Annotated in this window: 24 protein-coding genes; 13 read left to right on the top strand and 11 right to left on the bottom strand. The window is 40.9% G+C overall.

The genetic code is table 11. From position 1 onward, the window contains the following. The first annotated feature begins 238 nt into the window (after nt 1–238). Nucleotides 239–1,108, top strand: coding sequence for a D-alanyl-D-alanine carboxypeptidase family protein (locus H6G26_RS11745; protein ID WP_190729419.1), 870 nt, complete (start codon nt 239–241; stop codon nt 1,106–1,108). Nucleotides 1,109–1,230: 122 nt separating this feature from the next. On the opposite strand, the gene H6G26_RS11740 is transcribed toward H6G26_RS11745, so the two are convergent. From H6G26_RS11740 to H6G26_RS11730, 3 genes are all read right to left on the bottom strand, one after another. Beyond that, the gene (locus H6G26_RS11740) at nt 1,231–2,823 is read right to left on the bottom strand and encodes an alkaline phosphatase D family protein (protein WP_190729418.1); all 1,593 of its coding nucleotides are present in this window, start codon (nt 2,821–2,823) and stop codon (nt 1,231–1,233) included. Between the two features lie 212 nt (nt 2,824–3,035). Beyond that, nucleotides 3,036–3,995, bottom strand: a complete 960-nt coding sequence (locus H6G26_RS11735) for a hypothetical protein (protein WP_190729435.1) — start codon at nt 3,993–3,995, stop codon at nt 3,036–3,038. Nucleotides 3,996–4,508: 513 nt separating this feature from the next. Further along, entirely contained in the window at nt 4,509–5,480 is a 972-nt protein-coding gene (locus tag H6G26_RS11730) for a water stress protein WSP1 (RefSeq protein WP_190729434.1), read from the bottom strand. Nucleotides 5,481–7,181: 1,701 nt separating this feature from the next. On the opposite strand from H6G26_RS11730, the gene H6G26_RS42520 reads away from it, so the two are divergent. Both H6G26_RS42520 and H6G26_RS11725 read left to right on the top strand, forming a co-directional pair. Then, a complete protein-coding gene (locus tag H6G26_RS42520; protein ID WP_094327534.1) occupies nt 7,182–7,427 on the top strand; it encodes a hypothetical protein in 246 nt (81 codons plus the stop codon). Nucleotides 7,428–7,437: 10 nt separating this feature from the next. Next, the gene (locus tag H6G26_RS11725; RefSeq protein ID WP_190729417.1) at nt 7,438–8,478 is read left to right on the top strand and encodes a hypothetical protein; all 1,041 of its coding nucleotides are present in this window, start codon (nt 7,438–7,440) and stop codon (nt 8,476–8,478) included. Nucleotides 8,479–8,560: 82 nt separating this feature from the next. Here the strand turns inward: H6G26_RS11725 and ilvA are convergent, their stop codons facing one another. After that, on the bottom strand, nt 8,561–10,072 hold the full coding sequence (gene ilvA, locus H6G26_RS11720) for a threonine ammonia-lyase, biosynthetic (protein WP_190729416.1): 1,512 nt from the start codon (nt 10,070–10,072) through the stop codon (nt 8,561–8,563). 397 nt (nt 10,073–10,469) lie between these two features. Between ilvA and H6G26_RS11715 the strand changes: the two genes are divergently transcribed. The 3 genes from H6G26_RS11715 (at nt 10,470) to H6G26_RS11705 (ending at nt 12,636) form a co-directional block, all read left to right on the top strand. Beyond that, the gene (locus H6G26_RS11715) at nt 10,470–10,772 is read left to right on the top strand and encodes an RNA-binding protein (protein WP_190729415.1); all 303 of its coding nucleotides are present in this window, start codon (nt 10,470–10,472) and stop codon (nt 10,770–10,772) included. Nucleotides 10,773–10,900: 128 nt separating this feature from the next. After that, nucleotides 10,901–11,407: a hypothetical protein gene (locus H6G26_RS11710; protein ID WP_190729414.1), complete on the top strand. Its 507-nt coding sequence runs from the start codon at nt 10,901–10,903 to the stop codon at nt 11,405–11,407. 248 nt (nt 11,408–11,655) lie between these two features. Continuing rightward, the gene (locus H6G26_RS11705) at nt 11,656–12,636 is read left to right on the top strand and encodes an aldo/keto reductase (protein WP_190729413.1); all 981 of its coding nucleotides are present in this window, start codon (nt 11,656–11,658) and stop codon (nt 12,634–12,636) included. A gap of 56 nt (nt 12,637–12,692) precedes the next feature. On the opposite strand, the gene H6G26_RS11700 is transcribed toward H6G26_RS11705, so the two are convergent. Further along, the gene (locus H6G26_RS11700) at nt 12,693–13,379 is read right to left on the bottom strand and encodes a pentapeptide repeat-containing protein (protein WP_190729412.1); all 687 of its coding nucleotides are present in this window, start codon (nt 13,377–13,379) and stop codon (nt 12,693–12,695) included. A 284-nt stretch (nt 13,380–13,663) separates the two neighbouring features. Then, the gene (locus tag H6G26_RS11695) at nt 13,664–13,846 is read right to left on the bottom strand and encodes a hypothetical protein (protein ID WP_190729411.1); all 183 of its coding nucleotides are present in this window, start codon (nt 13,844–13,846) and stop codon (nt 13,664–13,666) included. A gap of 283 nt (nt 13,847–14,129) precedes the next feature. On the opposite strand from H6G26_RS11695, the gene H6G26_RS11690 reads away from it, so the two are divergent. Continuing rightward, a complete protein-coding gene (locus H6G26_RS11690) occupies nt 14,130–14,300 on the top strand; it encodes a hypothetical protein (RefSeq protein ID WP_190729410.1) in 171 nt (56 codons plus the stop codon). A gap of 135 nt (nt 14,301–14,435) precedes the next feature. Here H6G26_RS11690 and H6G26_RS11685 read toward each other — a convergent pair whose 3' ends face one another. Then, on the bottom strand, nt 14,436–14,702 hold the full coding sequence (locus tag H6G26_RS11685; protein WP_190729433.1) for a Precorrin-3B methylase: 267 nt from the start codon (nt 14,700–14,702) through the stop codon (nt 14,436–14,438). 260 nt (nt 14,703–14,962) lie between these two features. Between H6G26_RS11685 and H6G26_RS11680 the strand changes: the two genes are divergently transcribed. Further along, nucleotides 14,963–15,805, top strand: coding sequence for an MBL fold metallo-hydrolase (locus tag H6G26_RS11680; protein WP_242053673.1), 843 nt, complete (start codon nt 14,963–14,965; stop codon nt 15,803–15,805). Between the two features lie 153 nt (nt 15,806–15,958). Here H6G26_RS11680 and H6G26_RS11675 read toward each other — a convergent pair whose 3' ends face one another. Then, nucleotides 15,959–16,168 carry a hypothetical protein gene (locus H6G26_RS11675; protein ID WP_190729439.1) on the bottom strand — a complete coding sequence of 70 codons (210 nt, stop codon included), beginning with the start codon at nt 16,166–16,168 and terminating at the stop codon, nt 15,959–15,961. A gap of 306 nt (nt 16,169–16,474) precedes the next feature. Here H6G26_RS11675 and H6G26_RS11670 point away from each other — a divergent pair, with 306 nt between their 5' ends. From H6G26_RS11670 to H6G26_RS11660, 3 genes are all read left to right on the top strand, one after another. Next, nucleotides 16,475–16,921, top strand: coding sequence for a hypothetical protein (locus tag H6G26_RS11670; RefSeq protein WP_190729408.1), 447 nt, complete (start codon nt 16,475–16,477; stop codon nt 16,919–16,921). 231 nt (nt 16,922–17,152) lie between these two features. After that, the gene (locus tag H6G26_RS11665) at nt 17,153–18,025 is read left to right on the top strand and encodes a GNAT family N-acetyltransferase (RefSeq protein WP_190729407.1); all 873 of its coding nucleotides are present in this window, start codon (nt 17,153–17,155) and stop codon (nt 18,023–18,025) included. A gap of 78 nt (nt 18,026–18,103) precedes the next feature. Next, entirely contained in the window at nt 18,104–18,979 is an 876-nt protein-coding gene (locus H6G26_RS11660) for a GNAT family N-acetyltransferase (protein WP_190729406.1), read from the top strand. 167 nt (nt 18,980–19,146) lie between these two features. Here the strand turns inward: H6G26_RS11660 and H6G26_RS11655 are convergent, their stop codons facing one another. The 3 genes from H6G26_RS11655 to H6G26_RS11645 form a co-directional block, all read right to left on the bottom strand. Next, nucleotides 19,147–19,680 carry a hypothetical protein gene (locus H6G26_RS11655; RefSeq protein WP_190729405.1) on the bottom strand — a complete coding sequence of 178 codons (534 nt, stop codon included), beginning with the start codon at nt 19,678–19,680 and terminating at the stop codon, nt 19,147–19,149. 187 nt (nt 19,681–19,867) lie between these two features. Continuing rightward, nucleotides 19,868–20,989: an aldo/keto reductase gene (locus H6G26_RS11650; protein ID WP_190729404.1), complete on the bottom strand. Its 1,122-nt coding sequence runs from the start codon at nt 20,987–20,989 to the stop codon at nt 19,868–19,870. Between the two features lie 120 nt (nt 20,990–21,109). Further along, nucleotides 21,110–21,559: a pyridoxamine 5'-phosphate oxidase family protein gene (locus tag H6G26_RS11645; RefSeq protein WP_190729403.1), complete on the bottom strand. Its 450-nt coding sequence runs from the start codon at nt 21,557–21,559 to the stop codon at nt 21,110–21,112. An 863-nt stretch (nt 21,560–22,422) separates the two neighbouring features. Here H6G26_RS11645 and H6G26_RS11640 point away from each other — a divergent pair. Both H6G26_RS11640 and H6G26_RS42515 read left to right on the top strand, forming a co-directional pair. Next, on the top strand, nt 22,423–22,800 hold the full coding sequence (locus tag H6G26_RS11640; protein WP_190729402.1) for a hypothetical protein: 378 nt from the start codon (nt 22,423–22,425) through the stop codon (nt 22,798–22,800). 10 nt (nt 22,801–22,810) lie between these two features. Further along, the gene (locus tag H6G26_RS42515; RefSeq protein ID WP_242053672.1) at nt 22,811–25,438 is read left to right on the top strand and encodes a caspase family protein; all 2,628 of its coding nucleotides are present in this window, start codon (nt 22,811–22,813) and stop codon (nt 25,436–25,438) included. Nucleotides 25,439–25,515 lie beyond the last annotated feature (77 nt).

The raw sequence follows: 25,515 nt of genomic DNA, 5'->3' as shown, positions 1-25,515 counted from the left end.
TTTTTAATAATTCTGGCACTCTCGCCATTTATTTATTACAGCTATTTTTGACATGGTTAGCTATGAATAAAAGCTGATTTATTACGGTTTTATAGTAAATGGGTTGCATAAGCTATATAGAAACATATATCAACCTTATGCATTATCTACTCTTATCTCTCTCATTTTTGCTTGCAATTAATCAATAAAAAATTATCTATTGCTTTTATTCTTAAATGCACTAACCAATTATTTAAAAATGAAACTCCCCATCAGAAATAAAAAAATTATTCCTAGAATTATCAGAAAGGCAACTTTTATTAGTATAGTTATCTTGATGATTTTTATTTTAGTAGCCAGTAATGAGATTAGCCAACACAAATTAGCAAGAACTGCACAACCATTAAATGGATGCTTGAGTAATGATTTATTAGCTTGTACAGATACCTCTAAAGAGACAATATTAGAACCATTTATTCCTAACCCAGAATTAAATGAGCAACAGCGTTTTTTATCTGCGATCGCTAGGAAGTTACCAGTTCCCCAAACTGGTACTTATGAATATATTATGCTGCGAGCATATGGCGCAGTTTTTGTAAACCCAAATGTCGGGATTAAACTGCCGCCAAAATATATCTTTGCTAATGAACAAGAAACCCAAGAATTTCAAGCTACTTTAACAATGGGTCATGTTAATGGCGCTAAAGATTGTTATTTACAAAAACCGGCATCTGATGCTTTAAATAAAGCGCGATCGCTACAAAAAATACCACTAAAATCTGGTTATGGTTCTGGTGATTGTACTCGCACTTTTAACACGAATTTAAGATTTTGGCATAAATATGCTAACAATCAAGTTTTGGCAAAAGTTAAACAGGGCAAAGAAACAAAAATTCTCGGTGTGGTTGCCCCTCCTGGAACTTCACAACATCTCTGGGGATTAGCAATTGATTTACGCGTAGGTAGTAAAGAGCAAAGAAAAGCTCTTAATCAAAATGGTTGGTTTCAAACTGTAGGAAATGATGTCCCACATTGGACTTATGTAGGCTTATCTGAAGAGAATTTACCTCTATTTGGTTTTAAGAAACAACTTGTCCGAGACATTACTTATTGGATTACGCCACTTTAATTATTAATATTATTCAATACACAATTAAATGCGCTAACCCTGCATAGTCCAACTGGAAGCGGCATGGCTTATTATGATAAATTTGCGGTGAACTTTACACTTGCAGCAATGCCCTTTGCCCCCTATACATTTTGGGCACCTGGACGACCATTCTCAACAACAAAGGAAGCAAAAGTGTATACAGGCGCATCTGGACGACTCACAGTTGTAACAATACGCAGGTCAGTCTGCCAACGCTCATAGTTAAGGTTAACTCGGAAGTAGCCTCGGCGATCGCCATCAAAGAACTTAATATGAGGGTTTTCTGGAATCTTCGGCCCGTAGTAAGGGCCATAGACATTGGCATCACCATTGCTAGTAATTGAGGGAGTCACAAACTCTGTAGCAACTGTTGGAGAGTTAGAAGCCTTAAAATCGAGCTTCAGGTCATTAACAAATGTAGAATGCCAATCCCCAGTAATCACCACTGGGTTAGAAATCCGGTGGCTGGCGATGTGATTTAAAACACGATTACGTGCAAGGGGATATCCATCCCATGAGTCGTTCCAAAAGATTTCGCCTGGCCCAATTTTATGATCTAGCTCTGCCATCAGCACCTGTTGGGCAAGTATGTTCCAACGTGCTTGAGAACGATCAAGACCATCCAGCAGCCAGCGCTCCTGCTGAGAACCAAGCATGGTTTTAAATGGATCTAGCGCTGCTGGGCAACGGGGTGTTTCACCGTCACCGCATGGCTGGTCGCTGCGGTACTGGCGGCTATCAAGTACGTTAAACTCCGCCAGATTACCAAAAGTCAGCCGACGGTAAATCAGCATATCTGGCCCCTGTGGTAGAGAAAATTCCCGCAGTGGCTGATGCTCATAATAAGCCTGATAAGCAGCAGCACGCCTTTTAAGAAACTTTTTGACCGGATCGTTGTTTTCCGAAATGTCATCGGTATAGTCATTTTCAACTTCGTGGTCGTCCCAGGTGACTGTAAAGGGAAACAAGGCGTGAGCTTTTTGTAAATCCGGGTCAGTTTTATATAGAGCATATCGAAGGCGGTATTGCTCTAGCGTATTCGTTTCTTTTCTAAACTCCTCAGGTAAAGAAACGTTGCGTACACCACCTGTGGCAGGGATGCCGTATTCGTAAATATAATCACCCAAGTGAAAAACCAAATCTAAATCTTCTTCAGCTAGGCGACGATAAGCAGAATAGAAACCATCCTCCCATTTTTGGCAAGTAACAAACGCAAAGTTGAGCTGATTCAACCTAGCGCCGATCGCTGGAGCAGTACGGGTACGGCCAATCGGGCTATCTTCATTACCCACTTTAAATTGATACCAATACCAACGATTAGGCTCTAAACCACGTACATTTACATGAACAGAATGCGCTAATTCGGGGGTTGCCAATGCCACGCCCCTTAGCACAACTTGTCTCATGTTTTCATCCAAAGCAACTTGCCACCGTACTGGCACATTCACCTGCGGCATACCGCCACCATTTAAGGGATCTGGAGCCAGCCGCGTCCATAGCACTACACTATCTGGTAAAGGATCGCCAGAAGCAACACCAAGGCTGAAGGGATAGGCAGAGAATCTTGACAGTGCAACAACTTTATGAGTCCAAAGACTAGCAATAGCGCTTGCGGTCAATGTGCCAGCACCGAGCAGAAAGCGTCGCCGCTTTGCTGTAGTGGATAACAAGCGTTGGAAATGTACACGTTCCATAAAAGTCCTTGTTGAGATTTCTACAATAAAAGGGAATAAAAAACTTAGATAATAACCATTTAGTTGTTAACATTAAAAATAAAAATCCAGTTAGTCTCTACAAAAAGTACAGGTAGTTTGGTAAATACAACTTTTTTTATCTTTAGCTCCATTCTTCAACTCTTATAAAAACTACTTTTATAAGAGTTGAAGAAAGAGTATCCTAACGACTGTTATTCATTAACAATCGTAAAGCCTTCATAATCAATGGCTCCAGTCGAAGCACTTGGTAAAGGGACTGTACCAAGCAAGCGGGCGGTTGCAAAACCAGCACCATTAGCACCAGCAGCACTACCTAAACCTAGACCTGATGCAGCAAGTTCATCTTGGTAGCCTGTGATCTCATAGACAGCACCATTTTCCAGCAAAGCCAACAATCTTTGAGAACCACTGTTAGTAAATGCCAGCCCAGAATCTAAGTCCAGATTCAGAGCTTGCCCTGAAGGAGTTCTCAAAGTAATCGGCGCAGATAGCTCACCAGTAAGCAAATCTACTTTGTGAAGCTGGTTGCCATCTCCATCACCACTGGTGAAATCGCTAGCAAGAGCGCGAGTTCTACCAGGATTAAGATTGTCGATAGCTAATCCATCGGCATGTTTTCCAGGGTTGGTAGCTTGAGTTCCTTGTCTTTGTGCAGCTGTAGTAGGTGCGCCAAAGCCGTCTACAAGGCTAATAGCTCCAGGGTTAGCTGTAGTAATTTTATAAAGAGAGCTTCCTACTGGCGTTTCAGCATCCGATGAAATGTTGTATAGAACAATTGGTTGACTAGCTACTGAATAGTCACGACCAAAGTCAGCACCTGAGTCAAACCCAAAACGACGTAGGTCAGATGGTGTAGGTGTTGGTGATGCACTAGCTGGAGCAAAAGGCTGATCTACATTATTTACCCGAATAACAGCACCAGGTGTTAAGTTAGGACCACGCGCTTCGTTAACCGCACTTGCCCTTCCGGTAGTGGGGTTAGTTCCCAAACCTTCTAGTTCTGCGTTATTAATATTCGCAGCATTGATTTCGCCTACTTTTTGGGGAGTACTATTAGGGGAGCTTATGGGAAAGCGGTAAACTGCGAATTGTTCCCCACCTTGGCTAGGATTGATATCCGCATCTCCAATGGTATAGCCGTAAAGAACCATGAGAATTTTCTCCTTGTTGAAACCTGTTAAACTTTTGGGAATATTCCAAATATGCAGTATTGCCAATGTGCAAATTGCTATCTGACTATGTTGGCGGTACAAACCTCACAACTACATTTAGTTACATTTAAAGACATTTTTTGGAAACTAATTATTTCTAAGTCGGATTAAATGAACGAAGAATTAAGTGTATTTGATTTGCCCATTAAAAGTCAGATTTTAAGGTTAATAACTGTATTTGGAGTTATCTTAAATAAGACTATATTTTACTAATATTAAGAAACACTTTTTTAATTGTTAAGCTTTTATAACATTTAGGTTAAATTTTAATATTTACTGAGTGTTTTCACTCGCTGAGATGCTTCTTCTATCGTTTCAATAAAAGAAGCATCACTCGACTTTTTTAATAGCAAGTAGTTTGGCAAATAAAACTTTTTTTATTTTTAGTTCCGTTCTTCAACTCTTGTAAAAGTAGTTTTTAGAAGAGTTGAAGAAAGAGTATCCTAACGACTGTTATTCATTAACAATCGTAAAGCCTTCATAATCAATGTCTCCACTTGCAGCACTTGGTAAAGGGACTGTACCAAGCAAGCGGGCGGTTGCAAAGCCAGCACCATTAGAGCCGGTAGCACTACCTAAACCTAAACCTGATGCAGCAAGTTCATCTTGGTAGCCTGTGATCTCATAGACAGCACCAGTTTCCAGCAAAGCCAACAATCTTTGAGATCCGCTGTTAGTAAATGCCAATCCAGAATCTAAGTCCAGATTCAGAGCTTGCCCTGAAGGAGTTCTCAGAGCAATCGGTGCAGATAGCTGACCAGTGAGCAAATCTACTTTGTAAAGCTCGTTCGCATCTCCATCAGCATTGCGAAAATCGCTAGCAAAAGCACGAGTTCTACCAGGATTAAGATTGTCGATAGCTAATCCATCGGCAAATTCAGAGTTGGTAGGTTGAGTTCCCCGTCTTTGTGCAGTGGTAGTAGCTGGGCCAAAGCCGTCTACAAGGCTAAGAGTTCCAGGGTTAGCTGTAGTAATTTTATAAAGAGAGCTTCCTACTACCCCATTATCGGTATCACCATTCCCTGAAATGTTGTATAGAACAACTGGTTGACTACCTACTGAAAAATCACGTCCAAAGTCAGCACCTGAGTCAAACCCAAAACGACGTAGGTCAGATGGTGTACGTGTTGGTGACGCTGTGGCTGGAGCAAAAGGCTGATCTACATTATTAACGCGAATAACAGTTGGATCAATTGCTGTACTACCAGAGGCACGTGCTTCGTTAAGAGCACTTGCCCTTCCGGTAGTAGGGTTAGTTCCCAAACCTTCTAGGTCTCGGTTAGGAATACTCCCAGTATTGATTTCGCCTACTCTTTGGGGAGTACTATTAGGGGAGCTTATGGGAAAGCGGTAAACTGCAACTTGTTCCCCACCTTGGCTAGGATTGATATCCGCATCTCCAATGGTATAGCCGTAAAGAACCATGAGAATTTTCTCCTTGTTGAAACCTGTTAAGCTTTTGGGAACATTCCAAATATGCAGCATTCCAAATGTGCAAATTGCTATCTGACTAAAAGTCTTTAACAACACAAACAAGAGCTTTCCTTCGCAGGGCGAGATTTAAGGTTAGTCTGCGTTATCTCACTTTGCTTATATAGCCTAAAAGCTTGCAAAACTGAAATACTACTAAAATTTTGACTGTAAACAGGCTAAGACAAATTAACTCAATTTGCTCATTTTGTGAAAGTAAGGTATGTGAGAACTTGATGTCGGGGTCAAAACCTCAAAACTACATCCAGTTACACTTACAGCACACCCTTTGAAAATTCATCATTCCAATTCGGATTAAATGAACAGAGATTTAACCGTCTTTTTTTTGCCCATTAAAAATCAAAACTTAAGGTTGAGAACTGTATTTGGAGTTATCTTAATAAAACTATATTTGAGTAATGTTAAGAAAAACTTTTCTAACTGTTAAGGTTTCATAACATTTTGGTTAAGGTTTAGTAGTTACTACGTGTTTTCACGCGCCGATATGCTTTTTCCATCTTTTCAAGAAACGAAGCATCATTAGGGCAGACTAAATTAGGACTTACGCATAAGTTACGGAATAATCAACCGCAGAGGCACAGAGGGCACGGAGAAATAAATCAGAGTTTGAGAGATATTTTGCGTAAGTCCTATAAATATATAAGTAGATTTTCTCCTTCTGAAACTGCTACCCACTACCTGTAAGGTTTTATAGAACAGTTTGCTCAAAACCTAAGTTTGATTTTGTACATTTTCACAAAGAAAAGAATTTTTCTAGATGACATTAAACAAACAATTAACACTTTTGTTCAAGGTATTTATACAGATATAGTTCGACTACTTTAATATAGCTATCCGAATTAAAATGTGAGAAAATATCTAGATTCAAAATACATATTTTTAAGCTTTTTGACGTTTTTTGTTCTTACGAATGATTTAGGATTGTATATTGTGGTAAAACATAGCGATTTGATTTGAATAACAGCAGTTATTAAGTTACAAAGTATACTAAATTTACACTATTTTACTACAAGGCAGACAACAGGGCTTCGTTAAGTATTAGCTCTCTACCATGAGGGAGAGGGGTTAGAAGCGCGGAAATTTGATAATGGGCAATTAGACACACTGACGATAAGTTGATCTGGCAAATAGTGGAAGTGATTAAGCTCATCCCATCCTCTAAAAGGGGTGGGATTTCACGTTGACTGTTAACCATCAACCGTCAACGGCGTCGGGGCGTCTCTCATCCCATCTTTAAAAAGAGTGGGTTTTCTCGATGCCTTTTTATAATCATGCACTTCTCTATCCCCAATTTCTCTGGCGATAGAGATGAAAATCGGTTGTGCCGAAGAAATAGTACTAGTACCGCAAGGCGGAAGTCAAAAGTCACGCCTGCTTTAATTTTGGGCTTTCTGGCTGTAATGAAATGATAGGTTTATTTCCGTCGACCTGTATTAGTGTTTGCTCATAAGCAAGTTATATGCTCAGAAAATAGTCAATAGCTAACTATCAAGTTGCTCATCTGCACTTTATGCTAGATGTCAAATTCACTGATTTGAATAAAACTTCTACATAAACACACACTGATGCAGTTTGATTTGCTTGAATAGCTATATTGATAGGAAATAGATACGACGGCAATTCACAATCCTGATTATGGCAAGTAAATTCATTGATGTTAGAGAATATACTGTCAGGGCGCACAAAAGACAGATTCATACTCGTGTTTTCCAGTTTGTCTGTAAAGAGTGTAACGATCTGACAAAGCGCGAGACTTTCGGGCCTCGACCCTTATATTGTGAGAGATGTCGCCCTCCCCAACCGCCTAAGAAATCACAGCCAACATCTCACAAAGCAAAACCCAGAGCAATGTCTTACAAAAGTGACATCGATTTAAATTGATTGAAGCCTTATGACTCAAAATGGACAATTAGAACCACCTCCAGACACTTTCCTGTCACCACTGTTGGAATTACGAGACTATTATGCCCGCCTCACACAAGAGTATGAACGCCTCTTTGTGCAGGCGCGATCGCAGCTCGATCATGTAGAAGCGTTGTTGTCTAACTGGTCTTTTTCAGATGACAGCAATCAGATATCAAGTCTGACGGCGGCTGATGAAACCTCAGATGTTTCCCAAGAAGCCCCTCTGCGGTTTTTATCACCTCTTGATGACATTGACAAAATCAACTTGGCAGAGTCTGTACAGTCAGAACTCGCAGATTCAGACAAGGTTGAGATAGATAATTCCTTTTCTGCTGCTAATGATACAAAAGAGAGTCAACCTTCAACTACATCGCTAGATTCAAAGATCGCCCCAGAGAACAACGATAGTTCAACAAAGGTGGTCGAAATCCCCATGCTACCCCAGTATAATCACGCTGTTTCCCGAATGGAAGCGATAAAACAGCTATTGCAAGAGCAAATAGGTACTGTATGTCATATCGATTTTATCGTGCGATCGCTTTATGGAGAGTTAGATTCCAATCTATTCAAAGTAGTTAAAGGTAGGGTTCAATCTTCTCTGACCCAAGGTAGAGAAAGGAATTACTGGGTAACTATTCCTGATGAGCCAGGTTGTTATACTCTGGATTTAAGTTTGGTAGCCCCAAGTAACCGCAATGGTGCTTCTAGGAGCATCAAAAACAAAAACAAGAAGTCTTTCGTACCCCTGACAAAAGCAGTCCCGATGCTCAAAGCCTTTGAGGGTCAATTCTTAATTGATGCCCTCACCTCTCTGTTTGAAGAAAATCCAGGTAAAGTTTTCAGCGTTGCTGAAGTCATCGCCGGAATTTATGGAGAACTAGATTCTCAGCAACTTCGAGAGGTCAAAAATAAGGTGCTGAACGAATTATCTAGAGGCTATCGAACAGGCAGATTCTCTAGGGTTCCTAACCAAATCGGCTTTTATACTTGGGACTCCAATATGATATTGGAGGGTAGTTCTCGTTAAATTGGGGATTGGGGGATTGGGTACCGTTATTCTTCTCCTGCTCCCCCTGCCTCCCCTGCCCCTCTACCTCTTCCCCACTCCCTTATCCCAAAAACAGCTTGTATGCCGGATTCTTATTCTCATCCCAATAGCGATAGCCCAGGTTATCGAGAAAAGCTTGCCACTCTCCCATCTCGTGGGGGGGAACCTGGATACCAACAACGATTCGACCGTAGTCTGACCCGTTGTTGCGGTAGTGAAAAAGACTAATATTCCAGTCGGGACTCATGGAAGTAACAAACTTCATCAATGCGCCGGGACGTTCGGGAAACTCAAAACGGTAGAGCAATTCATTGTGAGCAAGAGGAGAATGCCCACCCACCATGTGCCGCAGATGTAATTTAGTTAATTCGTCGTCTGTTAAATCAAGAGTTTCAAATCCTTGAGCTTCGAAGTTTTCTACCATCTTTGCAGCATCAGCACGGTTTTGAATTTGCACGCCTACAAAAATATGGGCTGTTTTTTCATCGGCAATGCGATAATTAAACTCGGTAAGATTTCGGTTGCCAATACATTCACAAAATTGGCGAATACTTCCCCGTTCCTCAGGAATTGTAACTGCAAAGATTGCTTCGCGGCGTTCGCCTAACTCTGCACGCTCTGCCACAAAGCGGAGGCGATCAAAATTCATGTTTGCACCACAGGCTACAGCAATTAAGGTTTGTCCCTCGATTTGCTCTCGTTCTGCGTAGGCTTTGGCCGCTGCGATCGCTAATGCACCGGCTGGTTCTAAAATTGATCGCGTATCCTCAAACACGTCTTTAATCGCAGCACAAGTATCATCTGTATCCACCAAAATGATTTCATCTACATACTGCTGACACAAACGGAAGGTTTCTTCACCTACTTCTCGCACCGCCACGCCATCAGCAAATAATCCCACTTGAGACAAGCGCACCCGATGTCCAGCTTTTAGCGATTGAGACATAGCATCAGCATCTACTGGCTCAACACCAATAATCTTAATTTCGGGACGCAAGCGTTTTACATAAGCCCCAATCCCAGAAATTAATCCACCCCCTCCAATTGCGACAAAAATCGCATGGATGGGTTGCTGATATTGTCGTAAAATTTCCATTCCAATTGTTCCCTGCCCAGCAATGACATGAGGATCATCGAAAGGATGAATAAAGGTCAAACCTTTTTCTATTTCTAATTCACGGGCATAGCTATAAGCATCGTCGTAGGTATTTCCATGTAATACGACTGCTCCCCCCCTCATTCTAACTGCGTCCACCTTGACTTGGGGCGTGGTTATTGGCATAACAATAATCGCTTTGGTTCCCAAGCGATTGGCTGCAAGGGCGACTCCTTGAGCATGGTTTCCCGCAGATGCTGCGATTACACCCTGCGCCAATATATCTGGTGGCAATTGCACCATTTTGTTATAAGCACCCCGCAGTTTAAAGGAAAATACTGACTGCATATCCTCACGTTTCAACAGCAGTTGATTATTCAGCCGCGCAGACAAATTTGGGGCATACTCCAGTGGTGTTTCCTGGGCAACATCATATACACGGGCAGTCAAAATTTGGATGAGGTAGTCACAAAACATGGGTGTCAAGGTGTTAGCAAATGCCGGATGGAAATTAATTTTACGTTACAAGCGATCGCACTGGTTTTATTTAATTGCCCTTTTTTAAAATTTTGAGTGAATAAAATTTACAAATTACTAGTATTGTTTGCAGAGAAATAAGTTCAGTAATTGAATTTTTTAGGGATCTAAAATTCAGTGCGATCGCTGGTAGGTTGATTTTAAACTAGTTTTGTTTACTGTGTGAGTATTTAGAGCAACAGAATAAGTATAATTTTGCTTATGAATATAACTTCTCAATTTATGGTAAAGTATGCGTGAAAGATGAAATTCGGCTGTGTAGTTTGTTTTTATATATACTTGTATTACAGACCTCTCCGGATCTAAATCTCTACACCCCTGATTCTGGAGAGATTCTATGTCAATTTATGTCGGTAACCTATCTTATGAGGTTAAAGAAGATGACCTCCGGCACGTCTTTGCAGAATACGGAACGGTAAAAAATGTTCAATTGCCAATAGACCGAGAAACAGGTCGGATGAGAGGTTTCGGCTTTGTAGAAATGGAATCAGACGCACAAGAAATAGCAGCGATTGAGGCCCTTGATACTGCTGAGTGGATGGGTCGGAGCTTAAAAGTTAATAAAGCTAAACCCAAGACAGACGGAGGTTCCTCTGGCGGTAGACGAGGTGGTGATGGTGGTTCCTCTGTCCGTTATTAAAGTCTAAAGCTAAGAAATTAGCTCTAAAGTCTTGAGGGCAGAAAAAGCGTCTGCCTTTTTTTGTGCTTCGGTTAACTTGTGTTAGCGTACTTCCCGTAGATATCGTTTTTGTAATAGGTGTAGTAATCATGAACCCAGAAGCTAAACATATTGTTAGCGAACTAAGGCGTGAGTTCTACTCTAACTTTGTTGCTTCTATGAATATGCCGGTGACCATAACTGGTACATCTTATAGTAATAATTCACCGATCGCATCTTGGATGGATCATAGGGAGAGACTGAATTATATAAATGTATACGCTTATACAGCACCTGATGAATTTTTCCCATTCCGCCCATTCATTCTTCGACTGGCTATTAACAAGAGTGCTGGTAGAATCACGACGTTCAGAAAAGGACAAGTCTGCCGAGGTCTTAATTTGATGTGGGATTTTGAATTAACTGTACTACCAAAAGAAATCTTAGACTTCCTTCCCTGGATAGTTAGCTTAGTTGAGGCTCATGACAAAGGTTCGCCTTTATTGCTACAATCACCACCTCATTCATTTGAATTAGAAGTGCCAGAAGTTGCGTTCTTTAATAACGCATGGACTCAAAAAGCTTGGCTCCTTGCAGCAAATTCGACAATATTTTAATAGTTGGTGCTTCATCTGCTTTTAGCAACCGACTAAAAATATATATGCTTGGGCTTTGTTTGCCCAATAAGTCAAGTAGTAAGCCTACTTTGGAGAACATTCCAAACCTTTGCAAATTTTTAAAACAAAATATGCAATGTTGCACGATTGCTAGAAAGTTCTTTTCATTTGCTTGGTAATCATGTTATTCGTGCGTTAATACCTATTATATGCCTGATAATTAATAAGGCAATCTACAGAGAGCAAAGATGCAGACTCTCCAAAAACTCTTCCTTCCAAGTATGGGCTGCGGAACTTGGGCCTGGGGCAACCAACTGCTTTGGGGATATGACGAAAGTATGGATGACCAGTTGCAAGCCGTTTTTAACCTTTGTGTAAACAACGCTGTAACTTTATTTGATACAGGTGATTCTTACGGAACCGGGAGATTGAATGGTCGCAGTGAGCTACTTCTAGGAAAATTCAGCCGAGAATATGTAGGTTCAGGCAAAGACAATATTTGTATTGCGACTAAGCTTGCTGCTTACCCGTGGAGATGGACGCGTCAATCAATGGTAAGAGCTTGTAAATCATCTGCCCAACGCTTGGGAAGAAACGTAGATTTGGTACAGATGCACTGGTCTACAGCAAACTATGCTCCTTGGCAAGAGGAAGGGCTGTTAGATGGTCTTGCCGATGTGTATGAGCAAGGACTGGTTAAAGGAGTAGGATTATCCAATTATGGGCCTAAGCGGCTTAAGAAAGTGCAGAAAAAGTTTGCTGAACGAGGCGTTCCTATTACTACTCTGCAAGTTCAATATTCTTTGTTGTCTACATATCCTGTCACTCAACTAAAGCTCAAAGACCTTTGTGATGAGTTGGGAATTAAACTTATTGCCTACAGCCCCTTGGCTTTGGGGCTATTGACAGGGAAATACTCTGAGCAAGGGCTTTTTCCCAAAGGCATCCGAGGTTTGCTGTTTAAACAAATATTACCAGGAATGCGATCGCTTTTGGGATGTTTGCGTGAGGTAGCACAGTCCAGAAACAAAACCATGTCACAGGTAGCAATTAATTGGTGCATCTGTAAAGGAACCATTCCTATCCCTGGAGCAAAGAGCGTGGAACAGGCGAGGGAGAATATTGGTGCATTAGGTTGGCAATTAGATGCCGGTGAGCTTGCAGAGTTAGATAAGACAGCAGCGAATACAGACAAAAAAATGGTACAAAATATATTTCAAACTAAGTAAATTATACTTGCTTTCTTAAGCAAATCGTAGCTAAATCCAATTACCTTGAGGCGTGCTTATTGTCTAGCAAAAGCCAAGTCACTTTCAATTAACTTAGCACCTGCTAGGTTGGCCCCACTCAAATTGCAACAGTAAAAATTTGCGCCTCTGAGGTCAGCTAGGGATAAATTAACTCCTGTTAAATCGGCATTAGTTAGGTTAACTTCACTTAAGTTAGCGCTACTTAAGTTGGCTCCCCTCATATCTGCTAGTTGCAGGTTTGCCTTAATTAGGTTTGTCCTCATTAGATATGCCTTACTCAGGTCGGCCCCGCTTAAATTAGCTTCACTTAGGTCTGCTGCTGTTAAATCAGCTTTACTTAGATTGGCTTGGCTTAGGTTTGCCCAACTCAACTTTGCATAACTTAAGTTAATTTCACTAAGTTTCGCGGATGCAAGTACTGCACACCTCAAATTAGCATTAATAAAATTTCTTTCTCCCATTGCATAACGGCGTAAAATGCCATCAGTTGCTACTCTGTCTAAAACAGCTTTTGATGCGCCTTGATAACACCATGCAGCTTCTAATAGTTTGGTAACAGTGTTAACAGCTACCTCATCACATTTATCTATTATCACACCATTGCAGCCATCCCACTGACCGTTAAGCATAAAGGCAATCTCATTAGCGGCAGCAATTGAGTCGAAGAGTAAAATAGAATCTTTGTGCTGTTTAAACCAGCTATTCCAACCAATCGAGATCATATTTTTTATTTCTATAAGTTTTGGCGCATTAAATGAGGATTACGGCTCTAACTTTAAGATTTTAATAAACTTTGCTTACTCTACCTCTGGCTTGAATTATTTATTCAAGGTTAGTTCGACCAGCTATCAGCACAAAAGACTGAGCTTCCTTTTTCATTTTGTATGCCAGTTAATGACTGAGCGCTGTACAAAGACCTACAACACTGATGAAGCAGCCCATTTACAGCACCCAGTCATTAAGGAGTTACAATCGGACTAAGTACAAACTCTGCAAGAACTAAGTTCTAAGCAGCTGAGTCTGAGCGTTCTATTTGCTGCCGAATGGTTTCAATAGAAGCATTAATACCAGCCAGTCTGGACTCTAAATCATCTCGCATCCAAATCAAGAATTTTAATTTCCGTTCTAAGCCAGCTTTGCGCGAAATGGGTTCGCTTCCATAACAGGTATTACCCCAAAAAGGAAACATAGTTTACCTCTGTATTTAGCTTTTGTAACAGTGCAATAGATTGCACTACTACACTACATTATGGCTAATCACAATTAGACTAGTGTGGGTAACAACCGACCTAACTTGTACGTGCTTAACGAACTTTGCTAAAAATTATCTATTGAACTGGCAGAGTTTTCCATACTGTTATCAACTTTTTCCATTCATTTTTTAAGAAAAAGTTGAAGTGAAGGCGGTATTTCAATTAAAGGCAGAAAAATTCTGCCAATTTGGCATTACAACTCTCTGTTTTGGAGTTTAAATGAGATATCAAGAGAACGGGACAGCCCAAAGGTTACATGAGGAATGGTTTACCATCTGCCTCAGTACCTCCACAAATCGCCAGTTGTTGACCCAACGCTGTAGAATATCTCTTCAGGCAACTTACAGCGTTCGGTCATCGCTTCTTTACAACTGGCTAGTAATTTACTAGAAAACACATAGCAATTGATTAAGTCTAAGCTGTTACGCATTTAACTTGAACATTTACACTAAGGCTGATGACTGCCTTTCTTGATAACGTTAGTAAACTCTTGCAAAGTTTCTTGAATATCATACCCAATAGGGACTATTTTGATTTTCGTGCCGATTTGGGCGGTGTTCGATGTGCGCCAAAGTACTTCTCACTACGGTAGCGCAGCCATACCCGCAACACTTGCGGAATCTGGTCTTTTTGTTCTTTGCTCAGTGTATTGTAAAGGAAGATTGCCCGATCGCGCTCACCTCGACAGGCAGCGTTATTATGAGCATCCCAATAGCTGCGGGCTACCCGAATCCGCCGACAGACTTCCTTAATTAGCGCTTCTCCTGTGAGTGGTTCGTCCTGCTTTGACATACTCAGATGCGATAAATTTCTAATGCGATCGTAGCGAGTCAGGCTCATTCTTACAAATACAACTTAAATAAATCAAACCCGCAAATCGATTTCACTAAACTTTAGACACAGACAGCAAAACCAACTTAGCAATCAAATTCTGTGAAAACATAAATTTGTTCACTCCTAAGTATGGTGATTATTCATCTTTTTTCATCTTTAAAAGAGATTAATGCTCGGTAGAATCATTTATGCGTATTCATCATCTTAATTGCGGTTGTATGTGCCCGATTGGTGGGGCACTCTTCGACGGTTTCAGTCGCGGACTAACAGCCTGTCTCGTCTGTCACTGTCTGCTCATCGAGACAAATCAGGGACTGGTTCTCATCGATACAGGCTTTGGTCAGCGCGATATTCAAGCGCCATTATCAAGACTCAGCCCCTTCTTTATGAATTTGAATCGGATCAAATTTGAACAAAAATACACGGCGGTTGCAGCTATTGAGAGGCTTGGTTTAAACCCGCGTGATGTTCGCCACATAGTGCTTACTCACCTCGATTTTGATCATGCAGGTGGGTTAGAAGATTTTCCCGAAGCAACCGTGCATGTAATGCTCAGTGAGATTGAAGCAGCCAAGGAACGGCACGGCTTTGTCTCATCTCGACGTTACCGCCCTGGCCAGTGGGATGAAGTAAAAAATTGGAAGTATTATTCGGCTGGTGGTGAACCTTGGTTCGGCTTTGAGGCAGTACGTAACCTTGAAGGACTACCGCCCGAAATTCTCCTGATACCGCTCGTCGGTCACACACGGGGTCATGCAGGTATCGCTATTGAGACATCCGAAGGCTGGCTCTTACATGCAGGCGATGCTTACTTTTACCGACACGAAGTCGGCTCTCCTAAACGAGTTTGCACACCTGGTCTACGTGCCTACCAATCGTTTATGGAGGTAGACCGCAAGGCTCGACTTTATAATCAAGATAAGTTGCGGGCGTTATCGCTCGACCACAGTAGTGAAGTGCGGCTCTTTTGTAGCCATGATGCTATCGAGTTCAAAACCTTCGCTGACCAAGATAATTTGCAATTGCAGAAAGACAATTCGCCTTCAACAGCCTCCAATTAGCTCAAAAACTCAATGCATCTCAACAGAATTATAAGGTTTTCAAGGTTCGGCTGAGATGCGTTGATCAGTTTTAACACACTCACCTCAAAGTAAAATATCTTACTTAAGCTTGTCAAGCTTTTAATATTTGCTCAAGTTGATTTCAATAAGCAGTTAAGCATATTGCTTTCCCAAAATGCTTGATTGCTTTCTCATTTCAGTAGATTTAGCAAGCAAAAAGGCATATTGCTTTCTCAAAATGCCTGATTGCTTTCTCATTTCAGTAGATTCAGCAAGCAAAAAGGCATATTGCTTTCTCAAAATGCTTGATTGCTTTCTCATTTCAGTAGATTTAGCAAGCAAAAAGACATATTGCTTTCTCAAAAGCTTAATTGCTTTCTCATTTCGGTATATCGCGCATTCATTTCAGTAGATTCAGCAAGCAAAAAGACATATTGCTTTCTCAAAATGCTTGATTGCTTTCTCATTTCGGTAGATTTAGCAAGCGAAAAGACATATTGCTTTCTCAAAAGCTTAATTGCTTTCTCATTTCGGTATATCGCGCATTCATGACAAGATTGCTATGTAACAAAAACCATTGGATAATTGCCGGAGTTCTCTCAAGCTGATCAATACGAAAGTTCTTTAGAGTAAAGAATATTAACCGTATTGGATTACAAGGTTCAGATCATGGCTCGGAGAAAAAGAACGTCTCAGGTATTAGAAAAAGCAGCGCGTCGTGCTGCTGGCATCAATTCAATTGATCCGAATTTAAATGTTGGCAATGGACTCACCCTACCAGCCTTCTCAACCCTAATTGAGACGATGCGAACTAGAGAGCATTTATACAACACTGCTCTTTCCAATCTCGATAAGTTATACCATGAAATGCTCGAAACAGAGCGCGAGTTGGCAGATATGGCAGAGCATATGCTGTTGGGTGTTGCTACTCAATATGGTAAAAGCAGTGTGGAGTATGGCATGGCGGGAGGTGTTCCTAAGAACCAACGCCGTAAGGGACTGCGAGGTGAGTCACCAGTTCCTAGTTCACAGCAACCGTCATTCATTGCCAGTGTGAACGGTAACGGCAGCAAAAATGGCAGCCAGAATGGAAACAAAGCAGCAGCAACAAGTTAGCTTAAGCATTTTTCTTTTGAGAATCGCTATAGCCTGACGCTTCATTAAAAATTATTCTGATTTATAGGAGTGATAAAGAAGGCGATCGCGCTAACACTTTCAATTCAAATGTACTACGTCACCTTACAATCACTCCTATTTTACAAAAAAGACGTATCAATAATCTATTAATCTACCAGGAGTAAATAAGATAAAATTCGGTAAACTGAATTGGACACTCAGGAGTTTTTTGTGCCTACTTTGAGAACCCTGCAACCTGGAGATGAAGTATCGCTGGAAGCATTTCTCTTGCAACACGCTAATACTTCTATGTTTTTGCGCTCTAATTGGCGAGCTGCGGGACTGCTTGATAAAGGTGCAAGATTTCAAGGAACTTATATAGCGGCCTACATAGATGAAACTATAGTGGCAGTTGCAGCCCACTTTTGGAATGGGATGCTCGTAGTGCAAGCTCCTGTACATTTGCTAGAGGTGGTACAAGCAGTTGTGGCACAATCTGGACGTGCTATTTCCGGAATTAGTGGTCCAGCAGCACAAGTCGAAGCGACAAAAAGCATTTTGGGACTTAGCAACCGACCAACTCAGCTTGATGAACCTGAAATATTGTTTTCTCTAGCGCTACAAGACTTACAAATACCTGAAGCTTTAGCATCGGCAAAGGTGCAGTGTCGTTTGCCATATCCAGAAGAGTTGGAATTACTCACTGAATGGTGCGTTGCTTATAATGTGGAAACTTTAGGAAAAACGGATACTCCCAGTTTAAGACCTGATTGCCGTCTGGTAATTGAAGCGCGTCAAGATATAGCTATGCATTGGGTTTTAGTGGCAGGAGATACCCCAGTTTCCTACTCTGCTTTCAATGCCAGTCTACCTGATATTGTGCAAATTGGTGGAGTGTGGACACCGCCAGCGTTGCGGGGTAAAGGCTACGCTAAAAGTGTAGTAGCAGGTTCGTTGTTAGATGCGCGATCGCTCTTAGTAAAACGTGCCATCTTGTTTACAGGTGATAATAACCAAGCAGCCCAAGCCGTTTATCGAGGAATTGGCTTTTTACCTACTGGTGAGAAGTATGGCTTAGTATTATTTGACGAGACTCAGGCTTGAGAAATATTAGTTCGCTTTTTTGAATTTGCTGGGATTACTTTTGTAGTATAAACTGTAAGTGATAGTAATACTTTAACTATGACTCAGTATCGTTTTAAACAGTCGTTCTCTGCTGAATCCAGCATAAGCGATAAACTTTTTGACTTAATGGAAGTCACATTTCCCGGACTCAGAAGTTTAGCAGAATGTGCAAGAAAATTAGGTGCATCTTGGGAAACAGCTTCAACTCCGTTTATTCGCTTTCATGATGATATAGCTATTACCCATGTGGGAGTGTTAGAAATTCCCATGCAAATTATGGGACAAAAGCTTACTGTCGGAGGAGTTCATGGAGTAGCTACCCGTGCAGAATTTCGCAGGAGAGGATATTACCGGGAAGTGATGGAGGAAGTGCTAGGATATTGCGATCGCATTTACGAAACTTTAGTACTGACAACACCACAACCAGAGTTTTATTTACCTTTTGGCTTTCGTATTGTTGAAGAACACATCTTTAAAGTTAAGTGTAACTCCATAGGTAGCACTGATAGCTTCAGAACACTGAATTTTACAGATACCAAAGATTGCACATTGCTACACAGACTTTTGGAAACACGCGCCCCTGTTTCTAATATCGTTGGCGTAGTCAAGGAAAAACCTGTGTTCTGCGTCAATGAAGGAAGTCGTACTTTATACTACGCAGAAGATTTAGATTTAATCGCCTGCATGGAGATAGAAGATACCCGACTTCATCTTTTTGATCTAGTTACACCGCAGATATGCTCTTTAAACAATATTCTTGCTAAAATACCTCAACCCATTGAAGAAGTCGTGATTTACTTTAGTCCTGACCTTCTCGATGTCAAAGATGTGCAATCATTCCCCCACCAATTTGATGAAACTGTGCTGATGGCTCGTGGTAGATTTGCAGCTGAGGATGAGAAATTTATGCTGCCTCGTTCTGCAAGGTGTTGAGTTAGATTAGCTTTTTTTGAAACTTAATCAAAAAATTGCATATTCAAAACTCACAAATTTTGACTTAGGTGATTTCTGATAAAGAATATACCCAGGTTGATGAGTTTCGACGTCTCACAGAGAAGTTGAAACCAACAGTGATGCTAGATTTATTCACGGAAATTGCCTTAATTCCCGACAAGTTTACTGTTTTGTGAATAGTCTGTATAGCCTTGAATATTCTCTGGTTCAAATTGACGCACTATACGCGTAGCTTCGCGTGTTAAATTCCGATTTCCAGTAACTACAATTAGGTATTTGCCATCATTCAAACGGTTACGATAGGGTAAAGCATCGCCACTGCCAACTGTTAAGCCAACTCCTCGACCGATTAAAGTAGCGCCTAGCGCAGCAGATATCGCCCCTAAAATACCAGCAAGAAGTTCATTGCCAAATCGAGTAATCTGGGGAAATATTTCAATTGCTGTGAGATAGTTGAAGGCAGCACCTGCAACAAATCCAAAGGGCACAAGCCACCATAAGAGCCGAGTTGATTGTTTGCGGGCTTGCTTGTCGGGATCAATTAGTCCAAATTCATCAGCACTTAAATAACCATTGCCCAAAATATTAATTTGTGAAGTTGGCAAACCTGCTTTTTCTAGAGCAGAGTAGGCAGCTTCTGCTTGTATTCGATCTGGTAAAACAGCAACAAGGTAATTCATAAGACCTCGGTGAAAATATGAAATAAGAAGTAAACAATATCTAGACACTTTACTGGCGTCTACATACAAATTCAAAATCGATTAAAACTGATACTTGAACCTTATCTGAATTTAGACCAACATCCTGCTGAGAGTGAGTGTTAATCAGGGGGACATTGGGTTTACTTGTCCCCTTATCTCCCTCATCTCATGTTTGCACTTGGCTTTGAGGTGGAAAGCCATGCTGGATTCTGCCTTCATCTCCATCAAACTTCATGGAGGTTTTGAAGAGTTCAAAACGCCCATCGGTTGCATATTGAACGCAACGATCGCGCAACGCTTGCATTTCTTTTGCCTGCATCGGTTGAAAACCACGAGCGATCGCTAAATTTTGCCGCAGTACTTCCAGCGAATCAATACCACTAACAAGTGTAGCGATCGGTAAACTCATGACATAGCGGATGGCTTCTTGGGGAGTCACGACACCTTTTTTTACTGCATCAGCATTCCCACTGAGACTTTTCATCGCAATTACGGCAATTCCCCGTTTATTGAGTTCCGGTAGTACTTGCCGTTCAAAGCTTCTAAAACTAGCATCAAAACAATTAAGTGGCAATTGCACTGCATCAAACGGGTAATTGTAGGAAAGCATTTTTAGATGAATAGCAGGGTCTTTGTGACCCGTAAAGCCAACGAATCTGACTTTACCTTCCTTTTTTGCCTGATCTAGAGCTTCAATTGCCCCATTAGTACGAAAAATCCTTTCTGGATCGTTGTCGTAAACAACTTCGTGGATTTGCCACAAGTCGAGGTAGTCGGTTTTGAGACGACGTAGGGATTCTTCAAGTTGCTGCATTGCTACTTTGCGATCGCGTCCGTGGGTGCAAACCTTCGTCATCAAAAAAGCCTTGTCTCGTCGCCCTTGCAACGCCTCTCCCATCCACTCTTCACTACGATGCTTGTTATACTCCCAAGCGTTATCCATGAAAGTGATGCCGTTGTCAATAGCTTCGTGGGTGATGCGAATCGCTTCTTCTTTGCTCTTTGCTTGCCCTAAAGTTGCACCCCCAAGTGCGATCGCCGACACTTTTACTCCTGTTTTTCCCAGTGGACGGAGAGGAATTTCACCAGTATCTGTGCTGTTGGCTGGAGTTGCAGATAATGCTGGAACTTCTGCCGCTTCCACCTCAGAATTGGCATTGAGGATGTGATCAGCAAAAATTGCCCCTGCGCCAGCACCGATAAAGCCTATTCCTTTTAAAAAATTTCGCCGCTTTATCTCTAAAGGTAGATACTTTTGGGCATAATTATCATCCTTTTTATCTGTCATTGATTTTTCTTAATTAAAAATATTTAACGTTTGCCAATTTCGCCTACTAATTACACGTTTGAAAATAATTAGTAACTAGCAATTGATTTTTTTTAATTACTAGTTACTAATTACTAATTACTAATTATTTAAATTAATTGTTTGTGGCTTGAAGCTGGATGCACTATCCCAATAATTAATTTGGTTAATATTCACCTTAAGCAAAGCAATATCGGGTTCGTCCAGTCCTTTAGGAAACCAGGTTTGAAGTTCCGGCTTCCATAACTCTCGCATTTTGTTGCGGTCTTTGACGAGTTGCGATATACCTGAGATAGAAACGTATCGCTGCTGTTCGGGTGACGAAAAACTAACATTTACCTGCTCATGATGTTCAATCTCAGTCACCTTATGAGAACCAGCATAAGTAAAGAACCAAAGCGTGGGTTCAGAGTTAATCTCACCACTTTTTGACATCGGGTAACTATGTAAACTGCCATCATCATCGACTGTGGTAAACATACCATAATCGATATTTTTGATTAATTCGTGCAGCTTTTTAATGTGTTGATCGCGGTCTGTAGAAATTGCCATTTTTTGCACTCTTTTCTCTATTTGCTTTTCCTAACCTGGAATTTGGATTACAACCAGGTTGAATGCTGGTAAAGTTATTTTTAGTATTAACCTTTTTTGTTTTAATTGCGTGAGTCTACAGATGGAGTTATCCTAAAATTAGCTTTCTTAGTTATATCTATAGAGATATTGGTTGAGAATGACTGTTCTGTGCATACATAATTTTTAGGCATAGCGAAGTAAGTTTTGGCTTACTTCTTTAGACATAATTTTTATAAATTTTGAATTATATTTAAACTGCCTCTATAACTTTAGGGTGATGAATCTATAGCAATCTGAAATCATTTATGACAAAATAGGTAAACTAAAATTTAGCTTCTTTTTTAACCAAACTAATACCTACCAGCTTGAGCATAATCCCTGTGAAAGCCTTTTTTTAGTTAAATGTCATTTTGTTTGCGGAAAACACTGAAATAAGTAAACTGGGGTTTGAGAAAATAAACAGGCATTTTGATAAACTAATTAGTAAATATATCTGACGATTAAAAATCACGGCTGCACATAGCTTGCTTCCCGTTCGCCCTTGGCATCCCGTAGAGAAGGGTACAAAACCGACGCTTAAATATTCTGCAACTGTAAAATTTTATATGACACAGCAATAGCGATCGCTCTTGTATTGCTAAATTAACTAAGTAAATCAAATTCTAGCTTGCTGTGTCCATAAATAGTATTTATTTATACCTTGCGTTGCTGTTCCTATTCATAGTATGCTATGCATCTGGGAAAAATTTGTATTTATGACAATCTAGACCGGAATTATCACTAATTGGATTGTATAAGACACTTGTGATAATTTAAGCATTAACCACAATTAGAGGTTGAAAATGGCGAGTACATCCAACGTCCAGCTTACCATCGCCTTGCAAGAGCCTGATTTAGATAACGATGAACTGCAAGACGAAACGCAGAGACTATTGCAACAAATGCTGGAACTGGATGAAGTGGAAGATGCTAGTCTTTTCCGTGAAGCAGAAGCACCAGGAGGGAGCAAGTCACTAACAGGGCTGGCTGTGGGTTGGCTAACAGCGCAGGTGAATGCCAAGAATATTAAAGCACTGATGGGATTTTTAGGCGATCGCCTAGGTAACAAAACTATTGAACTAGAAATTGAGGCCAATGGCAAGAAGCTGAAAGTCAAAGCCAGTAGTCGGCAAGAGTTAGAAGCAGCAATAGATGCAGCAGAGAAATTCGTAGCAGGATAGGGAATCTCAAATGGTTAAGGTAGCGTTGCTGATTGGGGTGAGTGAGTATGAGCCTGGGTTGAACCCGCTACCTGCTGCTGTCAAAGATGTAGAAGCGATGCAGCAAGTGTTGTTACACCCAGAAATGGGCGGCTTTACTGAGACAGATATTATGGTGCTAAAAAATCCCCAGCGCCAAGATATGGAAGAAGCTATCGAAAATCTATTTGTTCATCGTCAAAAAGATGATTTGTTAGTTCTCTTTTTCTCCGGTCATGGCATTAAAGATGACACGGGTAGACTTTTCTTAGCAACGCGCACCACACGCAAAACTCCTAGAGGAGATTTAATTCGCTCATCAGCAGTAGCAGCCAGTGTTGTCCATGAAAGCATGAGCCGCAGCCGTTCTAAGCGGCAAGTTGTCATTTTGGATAGTTGCTTTAGTGGTGCTTTTGCCGAGGGTTTATCAGCAAAGGATGACGGTACTGTAGATATCCGTGAGCAATTAGGCGGTGAGGGACGGGCTGTTCTCACTTCATCTAGTTCAACTCAATATTCTTTTGAGCAGCAGGGGGCAGACCTCTCAATTTATACCCGTTATTTGATAGAGGGAATTACAACAGGCGCAGCCGACTTAGATGAAGATGGCGTTGTCTCCATTGACGAGTTGCATGAATATGCCAGCCGGAAAGTTAGAGAAATACAGCCGACGATGAAGCCAGAAATCTACACAAGTAGAGAAGGCTTTAAGATTCGACTTACAAAAGTTCCTCAAGGCGATCCTAAACAGAAGTATCGCAAAGAAGTAGCGCGATACAGTAATCGTGGAGATGTTACTTTTGTAGGTCGCAAGATTTTAGATGCACTCAGGAATCGCTTGGGACTATCCGAAGTAGAAGCAACTGCAATTGAAGATGAAATGTTAGCAGTTGCTCGTCAAGAATTTCGAGAAAAGTTACAGCGATATGAGAGAGACTTGACAGAAGCACTACAGCAGCAAGTAGCTCTCAGTGAAGATGATATCAATATGCTACGTCTGAATCTTCAGCAAATTTTGGGGCTGAGGAATGAGGATACAATGCCAATTGAGGCGCGAGTCAATGCAGAAATTGAAGTCTATAAACAGCATTTACAACAGTACAGGCAGTCGTTAGCTAAAGCAATGCGACAAGAGTATCCCCTAAGTCAACCTACTCGCCATCAACTGCAACAGATACAGCAGGAATGGCAACTTAAGAATGAAGATGTAGCTGCAATTGAAAACAGCCTTATAGCAGAGGTGGAGGCATATCGACAAAAGTTACAGCAGTTTGAGCAGGCATTTACAAAAGCAGTGCAGCAGGAATATCCTTTAGGCGAAGCAAAGCATAATCAACTATGGCAACAGCAGCAACTCTTAGGTCTAAAAGCTGAAGATATTCACCCAATTACAGCCCGAATTACATCAGAGATAGAGGCATATCGACAAAAATTGCAGCAGTATGAGCAGATATTTACTAAAGCAACACAGCAACAGTATCCTTTGAGTACAACACAGCTTAATCAACTTCGCCAAGAGCGGCAAATCTTAGCGCTCAAGAATGAAGATATAGCTTCAATTGAAACTATAATTACGGCTGAAATTGAAGCTTATCTGCACAAATTACAACAATATGAACAGGCATTTGCCAAAGCAATACAGCAGCAGTATCCCTTGAGTACAGCCCAGCTTAATCAACTCCGGCAGGAGCAACAACTATTAGGTCTAAAATATGAAAATATTACTCCGATAGAAAACCGAATTAAGGCTGAGATTGAAGCATATCTGCAAAAATTACAACAGTATGAACAAGCGCTAATTCAAACAATTCAACACGAGTATCCGTTTAGTGAGGAAATTCATGAAGAGTTAAGGCGATATCAGCGCGTTTTGGAACTTAGTAATGAAGAAGTAGCACGAATTGAAGAAAAAGTTGTTCGAGAAAGAGAAGCAAAGCTAACTCAAACTCGACAATCAAATACTTATGAACCACCAGTAGTCCAATCACATTCAATTGATACAAATGTGTTTTTTGGGGAAGAGGTAAATTCAGATGAATTACCAACTCAGTTTTTATCAAGGTCAGTAACTCAGGTAATTCCAGACACTGAGTCTGCTAAAACTCCTAGTTTACCGCTACATTGGATTATCCCCTTAATATTTGTAGTAGCATCAGGTTCTTTAGGATTGTTTGTGCAGCAACTGCGATCGCAATCAGAGTCAGTTCCAATTTTTTCCAATCCGTTACAAACTCAAAACCCTACCATCGAAGCGACACCCGCAGCGCGATCGCTTGCTAATCTTTCTCCTGGTTGGGTTATTCAAACCAACAATCAAATATCTTTGGGAAACAACCAATCACTTCCCCCTAGAGCTTTTTTAGAAGTTATCAACATAAAACCAAATTCTCAACCAGCTTCTGGGGATTTTTTGGTGTCTATGCGAGTCTGTCCAAATAAAAGCACACAAACTTCAGCTAATACTAATAATCCTGTAGGAACTTCCTCTATTTCATCAAATTCAAAACCTTTGCCGGAAGAGAAAATAGTATTGCTGTTATCTCAACTGAAACGCTTTGGTGTCTCTGTTTTACAATCAGATGTAAAAAGTCCATGTACAACCGACAGCGATCGCCAATAATTACTAAAGTTATTATACTTGCGAACCACTCATGAGTTGTTCTTGGCGTGTTATACCAAGTTTTGTCCGATAGAGTA

It is taken from the genome of Nostoc sp. FACHB-888 (assembly GCF_014696655.1).
Lineage (GTDB): Bacteria > Cyanobacteriota > Cyanobacteriia > Cyanobacteriales > Nostocaceae > Nostoc.
This window is presented reverse-complemented; position numbering and strand designations above follow the sequence as displayed.

Coding starts and splice junctions, on each gene's coding strand:
- H6G26_RS11725 (WP_190729417.1), top strand. CDS start 7,438: ATGACTCAAAATGGACAATTAGAACCACCTCCAGACACTTTCCTGTCA.
- H6G26_RS11645 (WP_190729403.1), bottom strand. CDS start 21,559: ATGGCAATTTCTACAGACCGCGATCAACACATTAAAAAGCTGCACGAA.
- H6G26_RS11640 (WP_190729402.1), top strand. CDS start 22,423: ATGGCGAGTACATCCAACGTCCAGCTTACCATCGCCTTGCAAGAGCCT.
- H6G26_RS11710 (WP_190729414.1), top strand. CDS start 10,901: ATGAACCCAGAAGCTAAACATATTGTTAGCGAACTAAGGCGTGAGTTC.
- H6G26_RS11705 (WP_190729413.1), top strand. CDS start 11,656: ATGCAGACTCTCCAAAAACTCTTCCTTCCAAGTATGGGCTGCGGAACT.
- ilvA (WP_190729416.1), bottom strand. CDS start 10,072: ATGTTTTGTGACTACCTCATCCAAATTTTGACTGCCCGTGTATATGAT.
- H6G26_RS11730 (WP_190729434.1), bottom strand. CDS start 5,480: ATGGTTCTTTACGGCTATACCATTGGAGATGCGGATATCAATCCTAGC.
- H6G26_RS11685 (WP_190729433.1), bottom strand. CDS start 14,702: ATGTCAAAGCAGGACGAACCACTCACAGGAGAAGCGCTAATTAAGGAA.
- H6G26_RS11655 (WP_190729405.1), bottom strand. CDS start 19,680: ATGAATTACCTTGTTGCTGTTTTACCAGATCGAATACAAGCAGAAGCT.
- H6G26_RS11735 (WP_190729435.1), bottom strand. CDS start 3,995: ATGGTTCTTTACGGCTATACCATTGGAGATGCGGATATCAATCCTAGC.
- H6G26_RS11740 (WP_190729418.1), bottom strand. CDS start 2,823: ATGGAACGTGTACATTTCCAACGCTTGTTATCCACTACAGCAAAGCGG.
- H6G26_RS11680 (WP_242053673.1), top strand. CDS start 14,963: ATGTGCCCGATTGGTGGGGCACTCTTCGACGGTTTCAGTCGCGGACTA.
- H6G26_RS11650 (WP_190729404.1), bottom strand. CDS start 20,989: ATGACAGATAAAAAGGATGATAATTATGCCCAAAAGTATCTACCTTTA.
- H6G26_RS11695 (WP_190729411.1), bottom strand. CDS start 13,846: ATGTTTCCTTTTTGGGGTAATACCTGTTATGGAAGCGAACCCATTTCG.
- H6G26_RS11715 (WP_190729415.1), top strand. CDS start 10,470: ATGTCAATTTATGTCGGTAACCTATCTTATGAGGTTAAAGAAGATGAC.
- H6G26_RS11745 (WP_190729419.1), top strand. CDS start 239: ATGAAACTCCCCATCAGAAATAAAAAAATTATTCCTAGAATTATCAGA.
- H6G26_RS11660 (WP_190729406.1), top strand. CDS start 18,104: ATGACTCAGTATCGTTTTAAACAGTCGTTCTCTGCTGAATCCAGCATA.
- H6G26_RS42520 (WP_094327534.1), top strand. CDS start 7,182: ATGGCAAGTAAATTCATTGATGTTAGAGAATATACTGTCAGGGCGCAC.
- H6G26_RS11690 (WP_190729410.1), top strand. CDS start 14,130: ATGAGATATCAAGAGAACGGGACAGCCCAAAGGTTACATGAGGAATGG.
- H6G26_RS42515 (WP_242053672.1), top strand. CDS start 22,811: ATGGTTAAGGTAGCGTTGCTGATTGGGGTGAGTGAGTATGAGCCTGGG.
- H6G26_RS11700 (WP_190729412.1), bottom strand. CDS start 13,379: ATGATCTCGATTGGTTGGAATAGCTGGTTTAAACAGCACAAAGATTCT.
- H6G26_RS11670 (WP_190729408.1), top strand. CDS start 16,475: ATGGCTCGGAGAAAAAGAACGTCTCAGGTATTAGAAAAAGCAGCGCGT.